Origin of the sequence: Diplocloster modestus, from assembly GCF_019042245.1 — a bacterium.
GTDB classification, from domain to species: domain Bacteria; phylum Bacillota; class Clostridia; order Lachnospirales; family Lachnospiraceae; genus Diplocloster; species Diplocloster modestus.
Window position 1 is genome coordinate 61,332 of sequence record NZ_JAHQCX010000014.1, and the last position, 19,990, is coordinate 81,321.

General features: G+C 49.2%; 17 protein-coding genes and 1 pseudogene. 3 read left to right on the top strand and 15 right to left on the bottom strand.

Translation table 11 applies throughout. From position 1 onward, the window contains the following. Window positions 1–5: 5 nt before the first annotated feature. Complete coding sequence (locus KTH90_RS17755) at window positions 6–881, bottom strand: DegV family protein (protein WP_238727170.1); 876 nt, start codon at window positions 879–881, stop codon at window positions 6–8. Window positions 882–1,040: 159 nt separating this feature from the next. On the opposite strand from KTH90_RS17755, the gene KTH90_RS17760 reads away from it, so the two are divergent. Continuing rightward, complete coding sequence (locus KTH90_RS17760) at window positions 1,041–1,571, top strand: TetR/AcrR family transcriptional regulator (RefSeq protein ID WP_238727171.1); 531 nt, start codon at window positions 1,041–1,043, stop codon at window positions 1,569–1,571. 1 nt (window position 1,572) lies between these two features. Here KTH90_RS17760 and KTH90_RS17765 read toward each other — a convergent pair whose 3' ends face one another. Beyond that, window positions 1,573–2,271: a YoaK family protein gene (locus KTH90_RS17765; RefSeq protein ID WP_238727172.1), complete on the bottom strand. Its 699-nt coding sequence runs from the start codon at window positions 2,269–2,271 to the stop codon at window positions 1,573–1,575. Window positions 2,272–2,412: 141 nt separating this feature from the next. On the opposite strand from KTH90_RS17765, the gene KTH90_RS17770 reads away from it, so the two are divergent. Continuing rightward, window positions 2,413–3,369 carry a LysR family transcriptional regulator gene (locus KTH90_RS17770; protein ID WP_238727173.1) on the top strand — a complete coding sequence of 319 codons (957 nt, stop codon included), beginning with the start codon at window positions 2,413–2,415 and terminating at the stop codon, window positions 3,367–3,369. Here the strand turns inward: KTH90_RS17770 and KTH90_RS17775 are convergent. The 11 genes from KTH90_RS17775 to KTH90_RS17825 form a co-directional block, all read right to left on the bottom strand. Next, window positions 3,331–4,866, bottom strand: a complete 1,536-nt coding sequence (locus KTH90_RS17775; protein WP_238727174.1) for a phytoene desaturase family protein — start codon at window positions 4,864–4,866, stop codon at window positions 3,331–3,333. The two genes, KTH90_RS17770 and KTH90_RS17775, sit on opposite strands and share 39 nt — an antisense overlap. After that, entirely contained in the window at window positions 4,863–5,291 is a 429-nt protein-coding gene (locus KTH90_RS17780) for a helix-turn-helix domain-containing protein (protein ID WP_238727175.1), read from the bottom strand. The genes KTH90_RS17775 and KTH90_RS17780 overlap by 4 nt, the downstream gene beginning before the upstream one ends. 171 nt (window positions 5,292–5,462) lie before the next feature. Continuing rightward, entirely contained in the window at window positions 5,463–6,440 is a 978-nt protein-coding gene (locus KTH90_RS17785; protein WP_238727176.1) for an aldo/keto reductase, read from the bottom strand. Further along, window positions 6,437–6,784, bottom strand: coding sequence for a cupin domain-containing protein (locus KTH90_RS17790; RefSeq protein WP_238727177.1), 348 nt, complete (start codon window positions 6,782–6,784; stop codon window positions 6,437–6,439). The genes KTH90_RS17785 and KTH90_RS17790 overlap by 4 nt, the downstream gene beginning before the upstream one ends. A gap of 16 nt (window positions 6,785–6,800) precedes the next feature. Further along, window positions 6,801–7,646: a carbohydrate ABC transporter permease gene (locus tag KTH90_RS17795; RefSeq protein WP_238727178.1), complete on the bottom strand. Its 846-nt coding sequence runs from the start codon at window positions 7,644–7,646 to the stop codon at window positions 6,801–6,803. 13 nt (window positions 7,647–7,659) lie between these two features. Continuing rightward, on the bottom strand, window positions 7,660–8,544 hold the full coding sequence (locus KTH90_RS17800; RefSeq protein ID WP_238727179.1) for a carbohydrate ABC transporter permease: 885 nt from the start codon (window positions 8,542–8,544) through the stop codon (window positions 7,660–7,662). Window positions 8,545–8,670: 126 nt separating this feature from the next. After that, complete coding sequence (locus tag KTH90_RS17805; RefSeq protein WP_238727180.1) at window positions 8,671–10,053, bottom strand: ABC transporter substrate-binding protein; 1,383 nt, start codon at window positions 10,051–10,053, stop codon at window positions 8,671–8,673. A gap of 307 nt (window positions 10,054–10,360) precedes the next feature. Then, complete coding sequence (locus tag KTH90_RS17810) at window positions 10,361–11,980, bottom strand: response regulator transcription factor (RefSeq protein WP_238727181.1); 1,620 nt, start codon at window positions 11,978–11,980, stop codon at window positions 10,361–10,363. Beyond that, window positions 11,955–13,757, bottom strand: coding sequence for a sensor histidine kinase (locus KTH90_RS17815; RefSeq protein WP_238727182.1), 1,803 nt, complete (start codon window positions 13,755–13,757; stop codon window positions 11,955–11,957). The genes KTH90_RS17810 and KTH90_RS17815 overlap by 26 nt, the downstream gene beginning before the upstream one ends. A 28-nt stretch (window positions 13,758–13,785) precedes the next feature. Continuing rightward, window positions 13,786–15,576 carry a glycerophosphodiester phosphodiesterase family protein gene (locus tag KTH90_RS17820; protein WP_238727183.1) on the bottom strand — a complete coding sequence of 597 codons (1,791 nt, stop codon included), beginning with the start codon at window positions 15,574–15,576 and terminating at the stop codon, window positions 13,786–13,788. A gap of 243 nt (window positions 15,577–15,819) precedes the next feature. Further along, a complete protein-coding gene (locus KTH90_RS17825; protein WP_238727184.1) occupies window positions 15,820–17,031 on the bottom strand; it encodes a winged helix DNA-binding domain-containing protein in 1,212 nt (403 codons plus the stop codon). Between the two features lie 107 nt (window positions 17,032–17,138). Between KTH90_RS17825 and KTH90_RS25340 the strand changes: the two are divergent. Next, a pseudogene (locus KTH90_RS25340) lies at window positions 17,139–17,413 on the top strand (transposase); the annotation flags it as partial. Between the two features lie 185 nt (window positions 17,414–17,598). Here the strand turns inward: KTH90_RS25340 and KTH90_RS17835 are convergent. Both KTH90_RS17835 and KTH90_RS17840 read right to left on the bottom strand, forming a co-directional pair. Next, window positions 17,599–18,870, bottom strand: coding sequence for an L-cysteine desulfidase family protein (locus tag KTH90_RS17835; RefSeq protein ID WP_238727185.1), 1,272 nt, complete (start codon window positions 18,868–18,870; stop codon window positions 17,599–17,601). 147 nt (window positions 18,871–19,017) lie between these two features. Further along, on the bottom strand, window positions 19,018–19,989 hold the full coding sequence (locus tag KTH90_RS17840; RefSeq protein ID WP_238727186.1) for an aldo/keto reductase: 972 nt from the start codon (window positions 19,987–19,989) through the stop codon (window positions 19,018–19,020). Between the last annotated feature and the right edge of the window lies 1 nt (window position 19,990).

Consider the following 19,990-nt stretch of genomic DNA (forward strand, 5'->3'; position numbering starts at 1 on the left):
GTAAATCAAATCCCCCCACAAAGGTTACAGGTCACCGCGATTCCCAGTGCCCCTTTCCCCACATGGGTACATATATTCAACGATAGCTCATCCATATCTACGGTATAACCCGGGAAGATTTCTTCCAGCTGCTGTTTCCACTCCATGGCTTCCTCCGGGATTCCGGCATAGGCCGCGTGCAGCTTGATTCCCCTGCCCTTCTGCGCTTTTGCGAAGCGCTCCTGAATATCTTTTTGGATCGCTTCCACCAGGACCTGCTTGGATTTTTTTCTGCCTCTTACCTTGGCGTAGGCGTCTATCTTGCCCCCCTGGATCTGGAGGACCGGCCGGATATTCAGGATATCACCGATGGCAGCGGCAGCCGGCGTGATTCTCCCGCCTTTTTTCAGGTAACTTAAGGTATCTACGGTGAGATAAATACTGGATTCCGAAGCGGAGGCCTCCAGAACCTCCTGAATCTCTCTGCCGCTCTTTCCCTCTTTGGCCAGCCGCTTGGCATCCCAAACGGACTGTTTCTGAGTGACCGAAATCCGCTGGTTATCCACCACATAGACTCTGTCCCCGTATTCACGGCTTAGAGCCAGCGACGTATCATAGGAACCACTCAGTGCTTTTGTCATGGGGATATGAACTACTTCGTCGTATTCTTTCAGCAGGGAGTCCCACAGTTCCAGGACACTTCCCACCGTAGGCTGTGCAGATTTGATATCCCTGCCCTCCTCCTGGTACATGAAAAAATCACGGCTTTTAAGGGAAACTCCTTCCAGATATTCCTTTCCGTCAATGGTAAAAAGCATAGGGACGATAAATACCCCCTCCTGCTCAGCCATTTCTCTTGTAATTCCACTGTTACTGTCTGCAGTAACTGCTATTCTTCTCACGCTATGTACCTGCCTTTTATATAAGAATTAATTACTGTTGCCCGAAACCGGTATTAGGTATATAATATTTTCATCATATACTGTTACAAATTGTAACATTATGTATAATCAAAATCAAGGCGTTTTACTTGAACTGTTACATATAAGGGGATTCTGTTTATGAAAGCGAAAAGGAACCAGGCAAATGTCCTGGCAAAGGAATGTATGGTATCCGCACTCATGCAATTGTTAGAAACCAAACCGCTGTCTGCCATTTCCGTAACCGAGCTGACGGAGAAGGCCGGCGTGTCCCGCATGACCTATTATCGGAATTATCAGTCAAAAGAGGAGATTTTCCAGGATTATCTGGATGACATCGTGGATTCTTACCGGCGTGATGTGGCTTCCTGGCCGTCCAAAGGGAATTATAACGATTACCGGAACTTGCTGCACTGTTTCCGGTATTTTAAGAAATATAAAGATTTTATCCGCGGCCTCATTGACAGCAATATGGGGGATATGGTTTTGAAGGCGCTGACGGATTACATCAACGAGACTTATTACCGGGAGGATCTGGGGCAGAAATTCTACTATTCTCTTCATTCCTTCTCCGGCGCCCTGTACAATATATACCGGGCATGGATTGAACATAACACAATGGAAGAGCCTGAGGAAATGGCCCTGGTACTGTGCGGGTTGTTTCAGAAGTAGATCATTCCCGGATAGCCCTCTTGCTTTTTGGGATGTCTTCTTTTATGAACATCAGGATAAATCCGGCCATCAACAGCATAGCCGCCAGCCAGATCGAGCGCTCTCCCAGCCGTATACTCATAAGTGCGCCTGCGGCCGCCCCTACGGCAAAAATCAGGATTACAAAATAGTAATGCAGGCTCTTTTTCCTCAGATTTTTATCCCGGGTGATGTGGTACTTACAGAGCATTTCCGTTGCGCTTCGCATATTTCCAATACACATGGTGGTGGCGCAGGGGATCCCTCTGAATTTCCGAAAGCTGTTCACCTGCATGGCGCAGGCAAATGACATCATCATATTTGCCAGGCCGTTCAAAGACTGGGGAAGAAAACCGACGATCAGAAGAAGAAGTATCTCGATCGCCAGTACGATCTGCCGCCAGTGTATCCGGCTGTAGTCTTTATACCGGTGATGTACCCATTCAGTAATATAGACTCCGGCCAGGAACGCGGCCAGAGGAAGCAGATAGCGAAGGACCAGATCCCAGTTTCCCTGGGCCAGGTTCTGGCCAAGCAGCACGATATTCCCGGTCTGTGCGTTGGCGAATACTTTCCCCCGGCAGTTGTAGGAATAGGCATCCTGAAAACCTCCGGCCAGTGTCAGAAATACTGCCAGAGTCATGGACTCCGACATTTGTTTGCAGGCTTTTTTCGCTGTCATTCTAATATCCTCTGAAATAATTTCATCATATACATCTGGAAGGCTGATTTTTTTACTATTTTATATTAAACTTATACATGGATATATGTAAAATATATATTTAAGATAATGATAATATCTTTTTGATATGGAGTAGCTTTTATGAATATATCTTATGAGCATTACCGGATCTTTTATTATGTGGCAAAATATGGAAGTTTTACCAGGGCTGCGAATGCGCTGATGAACGGTCAGCCGAACATCACCCGTTCGATGAACCTGCTGGAACATGAACTGGGCTGCCGGTTATTCACACGCTCAAACCGTGGAGTCCGGCTGACTCCGGAAGGGCAGAAGCTTTATGAGCATGTGGCATCCGCTGTGGCCCGTCTGGAAACGGCAGAAGAAACGCTTCGGCGGGAGTGCGCGCTGGAAAGCGGTCTGGTATCGCTCGGCGCCACGGAAACGGCCCTTTACGGGCTTCTGCTTCAAAAGCTCAGGGAATTCCATACCGTTTTCCCCGGAGTCCGGTTCCGGATCTCCAACCACTCCACCCCCCAGGCGGTCGATGCCCTCAAGGACGCTCTTGTGGATTTTGCCGTAGTCACTACACCCACGGATGTCACCAGACCTCTCGTGGAAATCCCTCTGATTTCCTATCGGGAGATCCTGACCGGCGGGCCCGGGTTCGCCTTTCTGGCTGAACAAACACAGCATCTAAGTGAACTGACGGGATATTCGTTCGTCGGACTTGGTCCACACACGAAATCCTATGAATTTTTCCACCGCTATTACCAGGATCTGCATCTGGCCTTGCAGCCGGAGTTGGAAGCGGCTACCGCCGACCAGGTCCTTCTGATGATCAAAAACAATCTGGGAATCGGTTTTCTGCCGGAAGGGCTCGCAGAAGACGCGCTGCAAAAAAGAGAGATCTGTCAGATTCCGGTCTATGAAGAGCTTCCGGAAAGACAGATCTGCCTTGTGGTGGACACAGAGCGCACTTTGAGTATCGCCGCTCAGAAATTACTGGGGATGCTGCGCCAAGGCCAGGACTGCATTACAAAAAACTCCGCTGCCGGCTCATCTGCCCGCGATTCTCTGTATCGCGAACTTTCCTGAGATGGCGGCGCCCGGCAGTCCGCCCGGAGGATTGATCCATTGACCCGCTAAGATCACATTTGGCAAGCCTACGATCCCGGCGGGAGGGTAGGGCTGTTTCGCACTCTTCTTTGTTATGGTAAAGGACTGATAGAACCCTTTGTAAGCCCCACAGTAGCGCTGATAGGTTAGAGGCGTCCAGGTGTCCAGCAGCCGTAACTTTCCTTTACAGGCTGGATATCGGAATTCCAGCTCTAACCGGATCTTTTCTGCCAGTTCTGCCTTCTTAGCCTTATATGCTTCACGGTCATAACCCAGCTCTTTCCAGTAATCATACAGTTCTTCCGAACCGCCCAACAGTGTCTGTATGATCTGTTTTCCGGGCGGAGCGAACGATGGTTCATAGGCGTATGTCTTTACTGTCAGCCGGGGTTTCACTCCCGGCGCGAAACACAGGTTCGCGCAGTCCAGAATCTCATCGGCTTCTATGGGATCCTGCCCGCAGTCCAGAGCAAAGGCGGTCTGAAACGTGCTGTATACGGGGTAAGCTTCTCTGTCCTCATACATACTTCGAAGTAATTCTCCCATATAATCCTCCGGCATCAGTTTTCCGAAAGTAATACTGGTATCACAGGCCGGTATAATATAATTACCGTATTCGGCAGTGCCATCCGCCAACCGTACGCCGATTGCTCTGGCCGGCTTCACAGTACCTGCTTTTCCTGCCTCCGGTCTTCCGGAAAATCCGTTATCTTTTCCCATGTCCAGCAGGATCTGTACTACTTCGGTCCCTTCCCGCAGAACGCCCCCCAGCTCCTGAAACCGTGTCTTCATGCGCATGGCCGTGGCGCTGGAACCACCCTCCGGAATGCCGCCGTCCCCGCTTACAAAATTGCCATAGGCCATGGGAAAGGAATGTGCCAGGGATTCTTCCGTACAAAAGTCTGACAGCACACTGCGGATCAACGGATGCTTAAACTGCGCAGCCAGATCCCTGGTATCCATACCCTTATAGCGGCTGAACAGCTTCAGGGCCGGGGACATGGATTTCATCATTTTGATCCCATCCAGCGCCCGGAACATCTCCGGAGGCTTTTTTGCGGGTATCTGTACTTTTTTCGCTATCCGGCAGGAATCCATCAGTTTGCTGATCGCGGGGGCATCTTCGGGGGACAGGGCTTTCATCTCCTGTTCCGTGCGGTCGATATCCTGCCAGAGGGTCAGCGACTGCCCATTCAGCCAGGACGTATACATCCGGTCATTTCTGTGAATTTTGATATGTTCTCCCACTACTCCCACGGTTTTCCACGTTTCATACAGCTCGGTCCCGGGCGTGGTTCCCATAAGCCAATGAATGCAGTTGTCGATATGGTATCCCTGCCGGTCCCATCCGGTGCATTCTCCTCCCGCGATCGTATGCTTTTCATACAGGGTAACCTCATATCCGGCTTTCGCCGCATAGATTCCGGCTGTCAGGCCGCTGATCCCGGCGCCGATAATCAGTATCTTTTCTCTCATATGCCGTCTCCGCCTTTCTCCAGGATCTCATGGGCCAGGTTCAAAAAGACCTCAGCCTTTACAATCGCGATTCCCTGTTCCTCGTCACCCACCACCATAAGGCTTTCGCCTGGGTGGATATCAAAAATTTCACGGGCTTTTTTGGGGATGACGATCTGACCGCGCTCACCAACTGTGACTGCTCCGAAGATGTGTTTTCCTTTGGGCGGAATCGGGACCGATTCCTTTTTAGAATCGTGATTCACCAAATTATCCAGGGTTACCTGATACAGCTTCGCCAGCAGCATACTGTTGGACAGATCCGGTACCGTCTCACCGCTCTCCCACTTAGCCACCGCCTGCCGGGATACCCCCACTTTTTCCGCCACCTGTTCCTGTGAATAGCCGTGCGCTTTCCGCAGGAAAGTGAGATTTTCTGAAATCATATTTTTCACACCTCCTGCATTAAGTGTAGCACCTTTCTCCGGAAATACCACCAACAAAAAGTACCAGGTTCTGTTATCTTTGGTTGCGTTTCGATGAACCCCAAGACACATAACCGGATGAGTTGCCCGCTAACGCTGCTTTGCAAAAGGCGATGATACGGCGGGCAGTAATTATTGCAGATAATCCGAGTCCCCTTTCAGATATATAAATTCTTCCGGCGTCAATTCTATATCCGCAGCCGTCATACTGTCCTCAAACTGTTCCGGCGTCCGGGGGCCGATCAAAGCCCCCGAAGGGAACGGCGCACTGGTCAGATAAGCCAATATTACCGCAGACAGGGGCAGATCCTTATCTTCCGCTAACCTGACCGCCCTTTTATATCTTGCGATATTCCGGGGACTTCCATAGAGAGCCAGCAGGTTCTCCGGCACTGCTTTACCGCCGCCATCGCGGTATTTCTGAAAAAAGCCCCTGGCCTGCGATTCATATGCAAATACCGCCATATCTGCAGTCCTGTGATAATCGAACGCTTCCGCTGTCATATTCGTGCAGCCTCCCCATGGATAATGCCTCATATCCGCATCCGCCATGCTCCAGAGCAGCTGGTTCGCCGCAAAACCTTCCAGGCCGTGTGCAGCTGCATAGGCCTGTGCCTGACAGATCCTGTCCGGCTCCCAGTTGGAGCAGCCGAAGTGCCGGATGAGTCCCACTTTTCTGAAATCATTCAAGTACTCTATGATCTCTCCAACCGGTAAGCTCCTATCATCCCTATGCAGGTAAAACAGATCAATTGAGTCCGTCTGCAGCGCCGCGAGACTTTCCTCGATATCTGAACGGACCGACTCTATGTCCAGCCTGGACCGGGTAAAATCCTTTACGTCCGGATGCCCTCCCTTTGTCTCCACGATAAACCTGTTACGACAGCCTCTGGATTTCAGCCAGTTACCGATATGGATATCGCAGATATTGGTTCCCGCAGGAAAAAATTTCCCATATACATTGGCAGAATCCAACAGATTACCGCCTGCATCCCTGTACATATCCAGAATCCGGTAAGCGTCTGTCACAGGACCCTCGACGGAGCAGATTGAACCCATGGATAATACCGCCGGGCGCAGTTCGGTATGCGGGATTTGTACGTATCTCATAGCGCACCTTCCTCCTTCGCATCCCAGAGAAGACAGATCCAGACTCCCTCCTCGTCGGAAGCATTCACCACTTTGTGGCGGATGTTGGAGGGGATCGTAATGACGTCTCCGGGCTTCACCGAATAGGATTGATCCCCTACTTCGATAATAAAGCTGCCGGAATAGACGATGTTGACTTCTTCCTTCTGATGATACTCGTCGTCGGATTCTGTCCGCGGAGGGATGCGGCCCCATAATGACTCAAACTCCGGATGCACCCCCTCCCGGTCCATCAGCTGGTCTATCATCATACGCCCGTCCAGCAGCACGACCCAGTTATCACGGTCAAAAACTTTCTTTCCCATATGTAATCCTCCATTCTTATTTTAAGATCGAACTGGCACTGATCGCTTTCTCCACCTGTTTACTGAAGAACAGATAAATCATGATCGGTATAAAACTGGTGATCACCATAGCGGCAAACAGTCCTCCGAAATTACTGCCGGATCGGGTGGAATATCCAAGCAGCATCAGCGGCAGCGTCTTTTTCCCGTCACTATTCAGCAATACCAGGGAATAGATGAACTCATTCCAGCTATTTAGAAAGATATAGATACTCATGGCCGCGATCGGCGATTTCAACAGCGGAAAGATAATACCAAAAAACAGCCGGAAGATTCCGCATCCGTCCATAATAGCCGCTTCCTCCATCTCATATGGAATCCCCTTGAGGAATCCGGATGCTATCATGGTAGAGATTCCGATATTAAAGGCTGATATCACGATAATGATAGAAAGCGGATTGTCCACCAGATGCAGTTTCCGCATCAAAATGAAGATCGGGATCACCACGATCTGGGACGGGAGCAAGATTCCCAGCATGGCGATGGACATCCCTTGTTTTTTATATTTCCACTGCATTCTCGTCAAAGCATACGCAAGCATGGTCGAAATCACTACCGTCAGCGCGATCGTGAGCAAGGTATAGATAACGCTGTTTGTAAAATACCGGAACACATGCCGGTTCACGACAGCGTCATAATAATTGCCCAGATATAGCTCTGTGGGAAGCCCGAAGGTATCTCCCGTGACGATCTGTTCCGTGTGACGGAAAGAATTGACGATCAGCCAGTAGATGGGATAAAGTGTCGTGACCACCACGCAGCCCAGCACAGCCGTCACCAGCCTGCGCGCACATTTGCTTTGTATTTCATTCGGATTCTTCATCTTTTCCCCTCCTCTAGTATTCCACATCCTGATCGCGGAAGAGCAAATGAATCACCGCCAGAATCCCGATACTCTCCACGATGGTCACTGCAGCGATCGCACAGGACAGTCCCAGTCTGGAATTAGAAAACGCCTCCCGATAGATCAGCATCATGACTGTCATCGTAAGATCTCCGGGACCTCCCTTGGTCATTACATACACCTGAGGAAAGGTATAGAATCCCCCGATGGTATTGATAATAATGCATGTCTTAATAATATTCCTGCACAACGGATATGTAATAAACCGGGACACCTGCCAGTAATTTGCCCCGTCGATCTTCGCCGCCTCATAATAGGAGACCGGTACCGCCATAATCCCCGTATATACGAGCAGGATCGTCATCCCCAGCACCCACCACATACCCACGATCGCCACACAGATCATAGCCGTATGCTGATTGGACAGCCATGAGGTTTTCCAGGAAGACAGATGCAGAAAGTCCAGTAATTTATTCAGCACACCCCATTCCGAATGGTAAATCGAAAGCCACAGCTGTGAGATCACACTAATCGACAGGACAAAGGGTATCAGATAAGACGTCTTATAAAATCTCTGCACCCTTGTCTTAAGTCCACAGGTCAGAAACGCGATAACCGTTCCCAACAGTGCGATTCCCACCGTAGCAAATAAAGCAAGCCCCAGTGACTTCCAATTCGCATTTATAAAATAATTCTCTTCAAACAGCTGTCTGAAATTATTTAGTCCCGCGAACTCACGGAAAGAAATCCCGTCCGTCTTCTGTAACGCCAGATAAAAGATATTGAATATGGGATAGATCACCAGGCTTAAGAACAGAATTCCCGCCGGTGCACAGAACAGAATAATATTCCGTTTCCTCCCCAATACTCTTTTCATTTGCACCACTCCCTTGCTTTTTTCGTAAAATGGGGCTGCCACCTCAGAAACAGCAGGCGGCAGCCCCATCATCATGATCTTCATATAGCATCCGTTCCCGCACGGATCACTGCTTTTGCCACTTTTCTATTCCGCTGCCACCGCTTTATCCAGGTCTGTCAGGAACTCGTCTACCGAATAATCCGGATTAGTAAAAAACTTACTGGCCGCTTCCATCGACAGCGTTGTTCCGGTAGAAGTAGGCATGATATCCTGCAAAAAGTTTTTGGAGTATTTGAATTTCTTCATATCCTCCGCGAATTGAGCGATGGCCGGCGCAGGTTCTTCGGGAAGTTCCCAGCCCAGTTTCTGTGCGTCAAAAGGAACCGCCACATTTCCGAGCACCGTATACTCATACTGATTCCGAAGCTTTGACAGGCCGATTGCCAGATCTACTGCGGCATCCGGATTCTTAGTGGCCGCATTTACCATAAATCCGCAATTCGTCTTCTGGCCGCCCGAAATATTAATCCCATAATCTGCCACATCTGCCGCATTCACCATCGGATAATACATAAGACCCGCATTCTCCCCGAACTGCTGACAGACCGAAGTCAAGGTAGAACTGGTCTCAGATATAATCGCCGCCTTCTCTGTAGCAAAGAGCGCATCTGCCTCCGTTCTGTCCATCAGCCCTATATTTTCCGGAAAATACCCCTTATCCAGCATTTCCCTGGTAACTTCAGCCGCCTTCCTCCAGGCTTCACTGTCCGCAAACTTCAGCTCCCCATTCACAGCCTTAAAAGAATCCTCCGGCGATACCGTATATGCCAGTGTCTCCATAAAATCCAGGGCCATCCACTGATCCTTCGCCCCCGTAACGATCGGTGTATATCCCGCATTCTTAAGCGCTTCCAGAGCCGTCATAAACTCATCCAGAGTTTTGGGCACCTCCTTAATCCCTGCTTCCTCAAAGGCCTTCTTATTGTACATATTAACCCAATAAGACGTAGGTTCAAAAGGAATCGCATAGACATTCTCCTGTTCCTTCACAAACGAAGCCACCTGCAAAACCATATCTTCATAGAAACCCGATGCCTCCAGATAATCATTCATCTTAAGCACATAATTCCCATTAATCAAAGGTGTCGCCCACGTCCCTCCATGACACCACCACACATCCACCGAATTACTCCCTGAAGCCAGCGCTGTCCGTATCTTCGTCTCCACCGTCTGCGCATCTCCCTGGGTAATCTCGAACTTCACCTCATAATCCGGATACTGCTCCGGCAATACCTCCTCAATATACTGAGCGATATCCAGCATATTATCCTCCGTGACAAAGAACTCCACACTCAGCGGAATCTTCTCCCCCTTATCCGCATCCTCCCCGCCGCTCTTCGCGGGTTCTGAACTTCCTGTAGCCTTCACGTCCTCCGCAGCCTCCGGCTTAGACTGGCAGGCACAAATCCCGCCCAGCATAGCCAATACAAGCAGCAAAGCACCCCATCTTCGACATTTTTTCGCCATAACCCATCCTTCTCCTTTACCTGGTTTTCTCATATACGTACGTTTTACTGCACATATCGTTATTTCCTACAGATACTCTTCATACATGTCCCGCGGGCGGGTTTGCAGCTAAAGCTGCAAAATAAGATATGGGTGAACCTCCCTATCTCGTCTCTGTCAATTGACTAATCACATTCTATCATTCCGCCTTATGCAAAATATATAAATTATTTTGACATATCATAATATTTTTTGACATAATTACCTCCATGCGGGCGTTTTACTGAAAAAAAGATACCTTATGGAGCAGCTATGCTGCAAAATACTTTTACCTCTCCCTCTCCTGATACTCGACCGGGCTCATACCCACGATACTCTTAAAAACAGTAAAAAAATGATTATAGTTATTAAATCCGGTTTCACGCGCGATACTCTTTATCTGACGGACCGGCTGTCCCTCCAGCATGGACCTGGCCTTATCAATACGCACCTGGTTCAGATAATTGACGAAATTCATGCCCGTGTCATTTTTAAAGATCCTGCTTAGGTAACTGCTGCTGACCTGCAGATATTCCGCCGCGTCACTTAGAGAAATTGGTCTGGCATAATTGTGATCGATATAAAAAACCGCATTTACCGTAAGGCGGTTATAGTTTTTCTGTTTTTCCCGCTGAGCAGTCTGCTCACAAAGGCGATAGCAGATATCCAGAATCCAGTTCTCCAGATCTTTCAGCGTCTCATACTGTTTTACCCTATGGAAGGGTTCCTCGATCTCGCAGAGCAGTTGGAAGTCCGCTCCGTTTCGCTTTGCCACAGTCCGGATTACTCCCAGCAGTTCTATGATTAACGTTCTGGCCTGGGACTCCTCCTTCCGGCTGCGCTCCATCTGTAAGAAAATATCCCGTATCTTCTCCGTCAGTCCTGAGACATCTCCGATCGAAAATAAAAAGAGCATTTCTTTTTCCTGTTCCACGCCAAAACAGATTTGTGTTTCCTGCCCCCCGCCATCCCTATTTGGAACCGCTTCCTCGCTCACATGAATCACCGCGTTTTTCCCCAGATAAAATTTATTCTTCAGTCTCTGCTCTGATTTCCGGTAATAGTCCGAAAGCTCTGTCAGACTCAGACAGATCGAACTGATGCTGATACTGATCGTCATGTTCAGGAACCGGAGCATATTGCTTCGGATCTCCGACAAAACAGACTCCATCAGCCGCTGCGCATTACCAATACTGAGGATGCTCCGGCAGGACAGCACCAGGCAGTATCTTCGGTCTTCGATTTTCACAGGGAAAATCTCAGGTACTTTCAAAGCTGCCTCTTTCCACAGATGCTCAATAAACTGATGAAAGGTAAATATCCCTTTCTCATCCATCTTTTCCACCGCCAGATAATAATCATCCAGTTCACATACCGCCAGCATATTTCTACTCTTGTCTATGGGCAGCTGATAGCGCTCAATCAGTTCTCCTCCCTGCTCCCCTTCCTTCAGAAGACCCAGCAGAATTTTGCGCACATACAGTTCCTGTATATATACTTCATCCTGATCGGAGAATCCCTGTCTTGTCTCCTGGTCCTGACCCGTATTTGCGCAGGACAGTGTCCCAAGGAGCTGCTTTTTATTCAGCTCACTTTTCAAGATGTAATCCAGAGCCCCCAGTTTCATGCTGTCCCGGACATAATCGAAGTCATTATAAGAGCTCAGCACAATCACGGATATCGGAAGCTTTAACTCTTTCATTTTTCGAATCAACTCCACCCCGTTCAAGACAGGCATGTCCATATCCACCAACGCGATATCCGGTGTTTGTTCCCGGATCAGATCCAGCGCCTCTTTTCCATTGGCCGCTTCCCCGGATATGGTGTAGCCGTACTGTTCCCAAACCATGATCCCTCTGAGCTTCTGCCTCGCCATATAATCGTCATCCGCAATCAGAACTGTCTTCAATCCCGCTGCCCCCTTCCACCGGAAATATAAGCTCAACCTTAGTAAACCCTGATCTGCTGGAGATAAACAGGCCATATGTATCACCGAACAGAAGTTTCAGCCTTTGATCCACACTCCTCACACCCAGTCCGCACATCCCTTTCTCACGGTTCCCGTTTAACAGCTCCTTCTGAACCTTAACCGGAATCCCCGGACCATTGTCCACCACCGCAAGATGAATCTCCTCACCGCAGAGATACCCGCTGACCCGGATATGCCCATATCCGTCCCGAAGGTTTGAGACACCGTGGACGATCGCATTTTCTACAATGGGCTGCAGGATAAATTTGGGTATCTTATAGCCGAGCAATTCCCCCTGAATATCAAAATCCACCTGATACAGATTCGTATAGCGGTAGGATTGAATCAGCAGATAATCCTTTACATAGGATATTTCTTTTTCCAGCGGTATAATTTTACTTTCTTTTCCCATGCTGACCATCAGGATATTGGTCAGCGCCTTCGCAATATTTTCGATATTCTGCATTCCCCGAAGCTGTGCCAGGTATGATATCGTATTTAACGTGTTCGCCAGGAAATGAGGATTGATCTGCGCCTGCAGGGCATCGAATTCCAGCCTGGCCTTCTGCTCACTTTGTTCCTTCACGCTTAACATCAGGCGGTTAATCTCATCCGTGGCACAGTTAAACGAGTCTGCCAGTTGCCGGATCTCATCTTCCCCATCATCCACGATCTGTCTTCTGAATTCTCCCTGCCGCAGAAGCAGGGTGTAATCCAATATCCTGTTTAAGGGCATGACAATACTGGTATTCAGGATCGCCGCAATAATCAGCGCCAGCAGCAGGACGACGAAACCGATACACAAGATAAGTATACTGGTGGAATTCGACACAGAATTGATGTAAGCGTAGGGGATTAAAGCGATCACCTTCCATCCCGTATTACCGATGCCGCTCCAGACACCCATGTATTTATCATCCTGAACCCGGAAATTTCTACTGTTGCTGTTCTCCTGCCGGAACGCTTCCGACAGGCTCTCCGGCTCCAGATAGCGGTATGCATCCCGGTTGCCGGATACCAGGACACCGGTGTCATTTACAGTAAAGATGCGGGTTCCTTCCCCTAAGGATTCGCTCATATTTTCGTAAAAATCCGACAGGAATTCACTGCCCAGGCTGATCACCATCGTGCCGCTGACTGTACCAACCGTCAGTTTTCGGACGCGACACAGCAGGTATAAGGCAGGCTCGTCTTCTTCATTACTCCCAGTAAAATACCAGAAATAAGGGGACATACGGTCTTTGGTCTCTTCCAATATGGCTTTTATATTCTCCTGCAAAATGGCGGCATTGTTCCCATACAGTGTGTAGACCCTGTCCGTCTGGCCGATATAATTTACCTGCTGTATATAATTCTTATAATTGAACTTCGCGCTGCTCATGTTACAGACCAGCCGGTAGTTATTCAGGAAATCCCAGTCCACTTTCTCCTGATATTGAACCATATTCTGAAAGCTCTCTGAGTAGGCAAGCTCCATGGCGCAGTCCACAAGCCAATTAATCTCACCTGCCATGTTCGCCGCCAGCTGAGCCATCAGCTGTTCGGAATAGGAGCGCAGATTATTCTTCATGGCCTTGCCAAAGATCATATGCGTCACCAGCATGATAATCACGATCGGACATATCACCAGAAATGCAAAGCTGTAGCTGAGCCTTTTTTTGATACTGAATCGGCGCAGTTTTACCCAAAACGAGGCATTCTTAATTGTATTCAGCATATTTTCCCCCTAATTTCCCGGTTTATGTTTACGAGCTTCCATATAACATGTCGGTCAGGAGCTGCAGCAGCATATTTTCCCCAACGGAGTCCTGATAATACCTGGCCAGTTCCGGATTATCCGTCACCAGCCCATCGGCACCGATGCGGAGGATTTTCTTGATATTTTTTTCCTTATTCGCCGTCCAGGCGTAGACCTTTTTTCCCTCCAAATGTGCCTGTATCAGCATAACGGAAGTCAGGGAAGTCGTCTCCACGCTGTACCCGTCCGCATAGTCCAAATCATACAGATCGGAATACAAAAGCGCCGTAATGTATACCGTTCTGATCTCAGGCGCCAGCTTCTTACTTTCTTTCAGCAGTTCCTGGTCCATGGAAGCAATGATACACGACTGTTCCATATGGACGGACCGGATCTGTTCCACTGTCTTCTCCACCAGTCCGTGTTCATGCCCGGTGGATTTCAGTTCGATCATAAGCTGGATACGGTTTTGGGAAGCTTCCAGCATTTCCATCAGAGTCGGTACCGGTTCGCCCCGGAATTCACTGGAAAATGAGGTACCCGCGTCCAGGTCCCGCACGGTCTTTTCATCCACCTCCCATATATTGGCATCCAGGCCGGTCGTCCGCTTTAGATTCGCGTCATGCAGAATCACCAGGGCCCCGTCCCTGGTCTGCTGGACATCGATCTCCGCCATGTCGGCTCCCGCGGCCACAGCCTCCCGCAGTGCCGCCAGGGTATTCTCCGGCGCAAAGACGGCACCCGCCCTGTGGGCCACGATCTCTGTCTTTCCGTCCGTGGGATAAACGATATTTCCCCCCAGCTCTGTCTCGCTGTAAACGGCCAGCATAGCCAGCGTGGCTGCTATAGCTACAGTACGGCGCAGAACGCTTTTCACCGTAGGTTTCTTCTTCTGCGGCTGCGGCTGTATATCTCCCTGATCGTCATGATAGAGCGTGATTACCGTGGAAGAAAGAGCCACCGATCCTAACATGCTCAGGGCCACAGCCCCCATGGCGCTCCACTTCAGATAGTAAAATTCAAACAGGCTCTTTTCTCCGGCCGGGAAAGCTTCCAGCCTGCACACTCCCCACAGAATCAGAACCATCATCACAAAACCGATGAAAGCGACCAGCAGAAAAGCCAGAATACAAGCCAGCAGCCATAGCGCGGTCTTCCATTTTTTCTTCTTCATGAGCCGGGCGTTCTGCCGCCATGACCCAATAAAATGATCCCCCTTCAGTATCACGGCCGGAAAGCTGAACAGGGTAAAGAACAGCAATACATTCAGCAGCGTCAGAACCAGAACAAATACTGTCAGCATTAAAAAATTGTTCTGTATAAAATCCATAATGAACTCCGGAATCCGGAATCCTTTCAAAAGGCTGTTCGTCAGCGGAAATACGGATAGGCCGATCACTGGCAGAAGCGCCAGGACAACTGGCAGATTTTTATAATGGAACACACGCAGTGAGCGAAGAAACGCCTGTTTCCAGAGGGCCCAGACCGTCAGATGTTCCCCCCGCCAGCCCGCCTCGCAGCAGATGAGCAGTGCCGCGATCTCGAAGTACACATAATAGGTGAATATTATGAGGCCGCCCAGAAGAATCACGATAGTCAATGGTCTGCTGATCACAGAACCGATATTCTCCTGGCTGATAAACGCCACATTCCCTGTCTTCAGAATGGCGTTCAGAAGCCCCTCTGTGATATTCCCCATGAGACTGACACCTATGATTTTATATAAGATCTCAAAACACAGCAGGGTACTCCAATTTTTCAATCCTGCCCGCAGTCCTGTTTTTATAGTATGTTTCATAACATCCCCAATTCTTTTGGCTCACGGCTGGTCCCGGCAATTTGAATTAGAATTATGGTGCATATTTATATGATTGATATAAGCGAAGTCTAATAACGCAATATACAAGAAGCTTTTCTTCTTAGAGTTGACAGAGAATCGTCCGTGTATTCTCATATATGGAAAATGATCTAAGCTACCAAAACACCCCTTTATTTCTCTGCAGAATAAGGAGGTATCGATAGCCGTATTCGTTCAGTCAGATCATCCTAATGTTATAAACGTAATACGATTCAGCTTAAGTTGTTGAAATAAAATATACTGGTCAATTAAATTCTCTATATCCTTTTTATTCTCTATATTCTTATCGTATCCATCCGACGTTTCCCATAAGGTGACTTCTATATCCAGTCCTTTCCCCTTCTTCCTGGATTTCCACATACCCGCTATTTTTCCCTGCCATAATACCGCGCCTGGATTTGAGACGGTCTGCCATATCTGTTTTTGCCGCGCCCTGTCCTCCAGAAGCACTTCGCGGTCCTGCAGTCCCAGATAAGGATCATGTCCACCCAGCAGATGTATTTTTCTCTCCGGCTCCGGCGGCGAAAAGAGCAGTTCCCGATCCTCTGACAATATAAACCGTTCTCTCCCTGACGGGCTGACAGGCTCGATTTCCTCTAAAACTGTCTTCCAGATCCGGCCGGCCTGTACCGGGGAACACCCCAGCCAATCCGCGAAGCCGCCGGGGCTGGCGGGGCCGAAACAGTGAAGATATTTCCTCACCAGCTTATATCCTGGATCCCCATTGCCCCCGATGGAATGCCCGGTCCAGTGCTTGTATGAGGTAAAAGAAGGGCTGATCCCCTCTCTTTTTCCAAAAACCACCAATCCCATAAAAGCGCAGGGCCGCAGCAAAAACGAGACCACAGCCCCTCCGACGGTCTGTTTATCCGGATTTCCGTACATGGACGGCTTATCCCACAGCTCTCTTTTATCCTCCGGCAGAAGCGGCCGCACCCATTCCGCCAACGTCTGGTCCAGCGCAGTCTTACTTTTCAGCACTTCGCCGTCCAGCTTCGGTATGACCTGCTTTAGCAGCGCCAGCGCCTCTTCAAAGGACATTTGTAAAAAATCCAGCGCCAGCTGAATCCCCTGTGTATAGATCCATGGCTCGTCCTGCCCGGAAACGAGCCCTGATAAAAACGTATCACTTTCCGAAGCCGGGAATACCACGGGTGTGCCTCGAAAACTCCATGCCTGCAAAAGTGTCTTTTCAACTTCCAGCATCTGTCTCAAATCTTCCAATGAACACCCTGCCACCCGGTTATATAACGCGTTTTCCCATGCGCCGGGCGGAGAGTTCTGAAGGCCGCAGGCGCCTGCGGCTTTCAGTATATCCTTTTTTGGATACCAAGTGTCCAGATGGTGCGTATGAAGGCGGAATTGGCGGATTTGCTCTAACGAAACAGAGTTCATGATTATACCTCTTTATCCTCATGTATTTATCTGATTATATATTAAATTAATTGGATTCGCAATGAAAGCCAGACCTATTCTGTTTTATTACTGTTCAGAGGGAGGAGACTGTAGCAAGGACATTTCTAAAGTACAGGCAGAATTGGAACGGATTCTTACGGAGGAAGGGATTCTTTTACGGATAAACAGAAGTATACAGGCAGAAGGTTCTTTTGGGGATTTAAAACAGAATATGCGGTTTCGCAGATACCTAAGTAGAGGTGGTGTAAATGTTCTTGCGGAGAGTGTTCTTCTGGCTATGGCAAAAAACCTGAATAAGCTTCATCACAAAATTCAGAAAGGTAAAACGGGAACCCATCTGTTTGCGTTGAAAAGTGCTTAAATTTAGAAACTTCAAATTAAAAAAGTAAACCTGATTTTCAGGTCTATTAAAGTGCGCCATTCCAAATGAGAAAGCTTTAAAATAAGCACTAAAGGTAATAAAAAGAGAAAAACAGGCAAAAAGGAAGCTGCCGCTTCACGATTTTTAATCGTTAGCGCGACAGCCACTCCAGGCTAAGATTAACCTCAGGAATTAATCATCACATCCAGAATTACTTCATCCGTAATTCTCATACCCTCCCGGGCAATCATAGCGACCCCTTCCACCGTATCGTTCACATCTTCCTTCACGATCCCTTCACCGGGGCTGAACGTCCGGCCTCCAAACGTAAGGTTGATCGCCATCAGAGCAGCTTCCACACTGGACGCAATCTTGGCGGCGCAGGAGGCTTTCGCTCCGTCGCACACAATACCTGCCACATTGGCCAGGGTATTTGTAACCACCGCGCCGATCTCCTCCACACCGCCGCCCAGCAGATAGGCGATGCCGGCTCCGGCCCCCGCCCCCGCGCTTACCGCTCCGCAGTAGGCGGATAACCTTCCGATCTCCTTTTTCTGATATACGGCAGTCAGATTACTGATACACAGGGCGCGGTACAGCTGTTCTTCTGTAGCTTTCAATTCTCTGGCATAGACAATAACCGGCAGCGAGACGGTCATCCCCTGGTTCCCGCTTCCCGAATTGATCACCACCGGCAGTTCACATCCGCCCATTCTGGCGTCGGACCCGGCGGCAGGCATCGCTTTGGCCAGGGCGCTGACATTATCCCCGTACATCTTTATCAGCATGGCGCCCACATTGGCTCCGTAGGTATGTTTTAAACCATATTCCGCAATCGTGGTGTTATATTCTATCTGACGTTCCAGGACCGGTTTTACATCTTCGATCCGGACATTCTGCGCGAACTCATAGATGGCGGGGATGTTCAGGAAATCCATCGCCACTTCCGCTTCCATCTCTTCCTCGTCGTGAGGTATATCCAGCAGAATTTCTCCATTTTTTTCAATCCGTACGATACCTGTGTGGGTATGAATCACTTCCACTTTAGAGGTCTGATCCCCTTTCTGCATTTCCACTACGATATGCAGCTTAGCCGTGGAATTCAACAGGGCCGCGGTACAGACCCCTTCCTCCATCAGCTCCTTGGTCCGTCTTCTGTGTTCTTCCGTTATATTACTTAACACTTCCAGTTCCAGGGAGGAGTCCCCTCCCACGGCTCCGATCAGGGCTGCCGCTTCGATCCCTTTTAACCCGCCTGTGGCCGGAACCACCACACCCTTCACATTTTTCACGATATTACCGCTGCTGGAGACGGTGATCTTCTCTGGGAAATCACCCAACACTTCCCTGGCTTTCGCTGACGCATAGGCAATGGCTATAGGCTCCGTACACCCAAGCGCAGGAATCAGTTCCGCCTCCAATATTTCAATACACCCATGATAAATTCCCTGTTTCATATTATCCTCCAGTGCCGCATTTACTGCGGCCTCCATTCAGGTATGCGCTCTGCGCGTTCCTCCAGTGCCGCATTTACTGCGGCCTCCATTCAGGTATACGCTCTGCGCGTTCCTCCCGTTACATCCGCATGCAGTGCGGCACGATTCTTATTTCGCCGGTTTCTGATTGGAATTACCCAGCTGTACTCTTCCCTCATCGTTCAATGTCGCCCGATAGAGCTCATACCACTCTTCCCGGCTCAGCTTCACATTGCTGGCCGTACAGATATCTTTCAGCCTCTCCTTATTCGTGGTTCCGATCAATGGCTGTATTTTCGCCGGATGCCTTAGGATCCAGGCGATCGCCACCGCGGAAGGGGAAGCGTTCTTTTCTTCACACAACCGGTTTACTACCTGGTTGAGAGTTGGATATTTGGGATCGCCCATAAAGACTCCGCCGTAGAATCCTACCTGAAACGGGGACCATGCCTGTGCTGTGATACCATTCATCCGCATATACGTAAGCACCGATCCGCTCCTGTCGATATTATGTTCTTCGTTCAGTTTGATGGAATTCGTGGAATCGATCAATTCCGTATGAGCAACGCTGAGCTGCATCTGATTGATGATAAGTTTCTGTTTCAGACAGGACTGCAGATAAGCAAGATCCATCATTTTAAAGTTACTGACACCGAAGAAACGGACTTTACCGCTGGCCTGCAGGATATCAAAAGCCTCCGCGACTTCCTCCGGCTCGATCAGAGTATCCGGGTGATGCAGCATATAGGTATCCAGATAATCCGTGTGAAGCCTCTTAAGGCTTGCGTCTACCGACTCCAGAATATGTTTCTTCGTGGTATCCAGGTACAGGGTCTTTTCCGCGTCCCGGATCAGTGTACATTTCGATTGTATACGGATGCGGTTTCTAAGGCCGGGGTTTCTGTCCAGGATCTTTCCAAACACCAGTTCCGCGTCCCCGAAACCGTATACATCCGCATGGTCAAAATAGTTGATTCCTTCTTCTGCTGCCGTCAACACCAGGCTTTCCGCCTCTTCAAAGGGTATCCGGCAGTCTCTCATACATCCAAGCGCCAGCTCGGACGCGTTCATGGCACCATTTCCTATCGATATCTGTTTCATC